The organism is Clostridium thailandense (genome assembly GCF_019207025.1).
Taxonomy (GTDB): domain Bacteria; phylum Bacillota; class Clostridia; order Clostridiales; family Clostridiaceae; genus Clostridium_AM; species Clostridium_AM thailandense.
In genome coordinates this window covers 1-4943 of record NZ_JAEEGC010000185.1, presented here as the reverse complement: position 1 = coordinate 4943, position 4943 = coordinate 1, and the positions used below count along the sequence as shown (strand labels likewise).

Sequence of the window (4943 nt, the reverse complement as noted above, 5' to 3'; positions counted from 1 at the left end):
TCACAAAACAAGCCTAAAAAAATGAATTAGCTTTCTGACGTAAGGAAGAAAACTTACCTTCACTGTCCTATGTCCTTTGTCAATTGTCCTCTAGAAATATGTTTGCATCTCCCAATTATTACCGATAATTCTCATAGTATAAGTTAAGTGTCTGGGGTGGTTATCTATATAAACAAATTTAATTGATTAATTTACTAAACTGTAAACAAGTTTGTTTACAGTTTTTATTGTTAATCTTTATAGCACACTAGTAAATGGTATGTAAGTTATATTATACTAATAGTAGTTATACAGGTTTAGTTTGGGTATTATAATTAAAGCAAGAATAATAATTATATAAAAATTTTTGAAGAAAGATGGGAGGAAAAATAATGTCTCAATTACTTAAACCACTAGAAAGTGGTAGATTAGTTTTGAAAAATAGGTTAATTATGCCACCTATGGCTACAGCAAAGTCTGAAAAGGATGGTAAAGTAAGCAGGGAAGTTCTAGAGTATTATGACGAAAAGTCTAGAGGTGGATATATATCACTCATTATTGTTGAACACAGTTTTATTGAACAGCAAGGAAAGGCCAGTGAAAACCAGCTTTCTGTAGCAGAGGACAGTACAATAGAAAACTTGAAGAAACTAGCTAATGTTATTCAAAAAAACGGTTCTAAGGCAGTAATGCAGCTTAACCATGCTGGAAGTGCAGCGCTTACAGAGGTTACAGGAAGTATTCCAATTGCTCCTTCTGCTGTAGCAAATCCATTTAAAGGCGACATGCCAAGAGAACTTACTAAGAAGGAAATTAAAGATATAGTGGAAAGCTTTAAAAAGGCGGCTTTACGTGTAAAGAAAGCAGGATTTGATGGAGTAGAAATTCATTCTGCCCATGGATATCTTTTAAACCAGTTTTTTTCTCCACTCACCAATAAGAGAACTGACGAGTATGGTGGAGATGTAAATAGTAGAATAAAAATCCATCTTGAAATTATAAAAGCAGTGCGTGAAGCTGTAGGTAATGAGATGCCAATTTTTATTAGATTGGGAGCTTCCGATTATATGGAAGGTGGAATTACAATCGAAGATAGCAAAATTGCAGCTCATGAATTCGAAAAGGCAGGAGTAGATGTAATAGATATATCTGGAGGATTCTGCAGGTTTACTCTAGAAGACAATACTTTACCAGGTTATTTTGCACCTTTAAGTGAAGGTATAAAAGAGGTTGTATCGATTCCAGTTATTTTAACTGGAGGCATAACGGAAGTTAAGGATGCTGAAAGATTACTTTTAGAAGGAAAAGCTGATCTTATCGGTGTAGGAAGGGCTATATATAAAGATTCAGAATGGGCTAAAAAGGCTTTTGAAAGTCTAAGATAAGCTTCTAATGAGTTGTAAATCATAATTATGGGGGAGTAAAATGATTAAAATTCCAGAAAGAATATCTATTGCAAATTTACCAACTAAAATTGAAAAAATGAAGAAGCTTTCAAAAAAATTAGGTGGACCTGATATCTATATAAAAAGAGATGATCAGACTGGAATTGAAGTTTCAGGAAACAAGATAAGGAAACTTGAATTTACTGTAAAAGAAGCCGTTGATAAAGGTTGCAATTTATTAATTACTTGTGGGGGAATTCAGTCAAATCATTGCAGAGCTACAGCGGCAATAGCTGCAAAGCTTGGATTGAATTCCTGTCTAGTATTAAAAGGGAACAGTGGCACAGAACTAAATGGAAATCTATTTTTAGATAAACTTCTTGGGGCAGAAATTCGATTCATAACACCAGAGGATTATAAAGATAAAAGAATGAAGATTATGGAACAAATTAAGATAGAACTAGAGCATAAAGGATTTAAGCCTTACATTATTCCAGAAGGTGCATCCAATGGAATTGGAGGCTTTGGATATTATAAGGCAATGGAAGAAATCATAGAGCAAGAAAAAGAAATGAATGTGCACTTTGATAGAATAATTGTTGCTACAGGATCAGGAGGGACTTACTCTGGATTATTGCTAGCTAAAAAGATATTAAATTATAATGGAGATATTTACGGAGTAAATGTGTGTGATGATGATGAATACTTTAAAAATAAGATTTATAGTATATTATACGAAAGCTCAGAATATCTTAACGTAAACTTAGAATTCTCTAAAGATGAAATTAATATTTTGGATGGTTATGTTGGAAGAGGATATGCAATAAGTAGACAAGAAGAATTACAATTTATATATGAGCTTGCAAAGTTAGAGGGTATAATTTTGGATCCTGTTTATACAGGCAAGGCAATGTATGGACTAGCAGAAGAAATTAAAAGAGGAAGCTTTAAAGAATGCAAAAACGTTCTCTTTGTTCATACTGGTGGAATATTTGGGGTTTTTCCACAAAAAGATTTGTTTGAATTTTAAAGATTTTCGTATATAATATTTAAGTAAAAGTGATGACGGAGTATGCCATCACTTTTTATTAGCAATTTTAGTTAAGTACAACTAAAAATTATTTGACGAGGAGGTAAAATGAATACTAAGTTTTTAAATAAAAATAATATAATTGATCTTTTATTTATTATATTTGGAAGTTTTTTAGGTTCAATTGGTGTGAATATGTTTTTAATTCATGCTAAGCTTTTAAGTGGAGGAGTAACGGGGGTAGCACTTATATTTCAATATGTATTTAAAATTCAGGCAGGATATGTAATTTTACTGGCAAATATTCCTCTTTTTATATTGAGCTTAAAGAAATTAGATAAAAAATTTACCATATACTCTCTAGTAGGAACACTATCTTTTTCTTTATCTCTAATATTGACGCAGTCCATATCTAATATTTTGAATATAAATGATAACTTGCTTTACTGTCTATATGGTGGAGTTATTAATGGAATTGGCTTTGGATTAGTGTTTACTCATAGAGGTTCTACCGGTGGATTTGATATAGTAGCTATGATAATTAGGAAAAAATACTCTAATTTTAACATAGGAACTATATCATTTGCTATAAATCTAGTAATTGTTACTATTAGTGCTGGTATATTCGGAATTCCTAGCGCGTTATATACATTGATAGCCATGTATATAACATCTTTTGTTATGGATAAAGTAGTTAAGGGATTGCACCAAAGTAAATCGGTATTTATTATTACAGAAAAAGAAGAGGAAGTGTCTAAACTAATATTAAGTAATTTAAATAGGGGAGTTACTTACCTTTATGGTGAAGGTGCTTATACAAAAGAAGAAAAGAAAATATTATATTGTATAGTGCCGCTATCTCAATTGCCTGAACTTAAAAATATTGTCACTAATGTTGATAAGAAAGCCTTCATATCTATTTCGGATGCATCTGAAGTGCAAGGAAAGGGATTTAGAAACGGATTATAGTACTTTTATATGAAATGGAATATTATAAAAGGTCAGTATTGATTTTAATCAAAGGCTGACCTTCTTAATTCTTCATTACATATTAAGTTGTTTTGTTGTTTCTGCTATCTTTGCTATAATATCTGTTCTTTCATAACCAAGGGCTGTAGATAATCTTGTTGGTATAAACCCATTCTTGTAGACTCTGTCTCCATTAGCATTTATTATTGCTGCAACTGTTTGTTCAAGTTCTTCATAGTCTAGTAAGCCCTCAAGATATGTGTCAACTAAGTCTCTTAATTTACTTTCTAGTTCTTTTGGGTTTTTGTAACTTGCTCTCATCTCTATATACTCCTGTGTACTTTAAAATATTTTAATATAAACACAAGATATTATACTGTATTTACTCAGTTTTTGCAAATCTATACTATCAAAATATATTTTTTATCAATTTATAGATATACACCTATGTATAAACTTCAATATATTAATAGTATTGCTATAAAAAAGAAGTGGTATTACAATGATTTAAGAGAATAAAATGTTAAGTTCGAGGTGAAAGTATGGATAAAATAAAATGGGCAATATTAGGGCCAGGAACAATTGCAGCTGACTTTGCAAAGGCTATTGATGAAGTTAATGGAAGCATATACGCAGTAGGGTCCCGAACTCTTGAAAAGGCAAAGCAATTTTCAAGTAATTATAATGTTGAAAAAATTTACGATAGCTATGATAAAATGCTGCAGGATAAAGAAATTGATATAGTATACATATCTACCCCTCATTGCAATCACTATGAATATATAATGAAGAGTCTTGAAAATAACAAGCATGTATTTTGTGAAAAAGCAATAACAGTAAATGGCAGACAATTAAGAGAGATAGTTAATTTAGCAGAGAGCAAAGGGTTAGTAGTTGCTGAGGCTATGACTATTTATCATATGCCTCTGTATAGAAAGCTGCGTGAGATTGCTAACTTGGGTAAAATTGGGAAAATTAAAATGATCCAAGTATCCTTTGGAAGTCTTAAAGAATATGATGTTAACAATAGATTTTTTAATCAAGACTTGGCTGGAGGCGCGCTTCTTGATATTGGTACATATGCATTGTCCTTTACTAGGTATTTTTTATCTAGTAGGCCAAATGAAATTTTAACAACAGTTAAGAAATTTGAAACCGGTGTAGATGAACAATCAGGTATAATTCTTAAAAATTCTAATGATGAGATGGCAGTAGTTTCCTTAACAATGAGGGCAAAACAACCGAAAAAAGGTGTCGTTGCAGGAGAACTAGGTTATATAACTGTCGATAACTTTCCAAGAGCAGATAAAGCAACCATAACCTATCCAGATGGGAAAGTAGAAATTATAGAGGCTGGTGAAACTTCAAAGGCATTAATTTATGAAGTTAAAGCCATGAATAGTTATATTTTAGATAAAAACAGCAATGATACTTTGAAATTATCTGTTGATGTAATGGAAATAATGGATGAGGTTAGAGGTCAGTGGGGCATAAAATATACCTTTGAATAATTGGATATCTGTATAAGCAAACTTTCGACGATGAAAATCTATATAGATATCTACGGCCGACACTTAACT

General features: G+C 31.5%; 5 protein-coding genes. 4 read left to right on the top strand and 1 reads right to left on the bottom strand.

Annotated elements, in window-relative coordinates:
* Window positions 1–371: 371 nt before the first annotated feature.
* The 3 genes from I6U48_RS27065 (at window position 372) to I6U48_RS27055 (ending at window position 3363) form a co-directional block, all read left to right on the top strand.
* A complete protein-coding gene (locus tag I6U48_RS27065; RefSeq protein ID WP_218323625.1) occupies window positions 372–1364 on the top strand; it encodes an NADH:flavin oxidoreductase in 993 nt (330 codons plus the stop codon).
* A 40-nt stretch (window positions 1365–1404) separates the two neighbouring features.
* Window positions 1405–2394 (top strand): D-cysteine desulfhydrase family protein, encoded by a 990-nt coding sequence (locus tag I6U48_RS27060; RefSeq protein ID WP_218323624.1) that lies wholly within the window; start codon window positions 1405–1407, stop codon window positions 2392–2394.
* 108 nt (window positions 2395–2502) lie between these two features.
* The gene (locus I6U48_RS27055) at window positions 2503–3363 is read left to right on the top strand and encodes a YitT family protein (RefSeq protein ID WP_218323623.1); all 861 of its coding nucleotides are present in this window, start codon (window positions 2503–2505) and stop codon (window positions 3361–3363) included.
* Between the two features lie 75 nt (window positions 3364–3438).
* On the opposite strand, the gene I6U48_RS27050 is transcribed toward I6U48_RS27055, so the two are convergent.
* Window positions 3439–3684 carry a TIGR04540 family protein gene (locus I6U48_RS27050; RefSeq protein WP_218323622.1) on the bottom strand — a complete coding sequence of 82 codons (246 nt, stop codon included), beginning with the start codon at window positions 3682–3684 and terminating at the stop codon, window positions 3439–3441.
* A 221-nt stretch (window positions 3685–3905) separates the two neighbouring features.
* Between I6U48_RS27050 and I6U48_RS27045 the strand changes: the two genes are divergently transcribed.
* Window positions 3906–4874 (top strand): Gfo/Idh/MocA family protein, encoded by a 969-nt coding sequence (locus I6U48_RS27045; protein WP_218323621.1) that lies wholly within the window; start codon window positions 3906–3908, stop codon window positions 4872–4874.
* The last annotated feature ends 69 nt before the right edge of the window (window positions 4875–4943 follow it).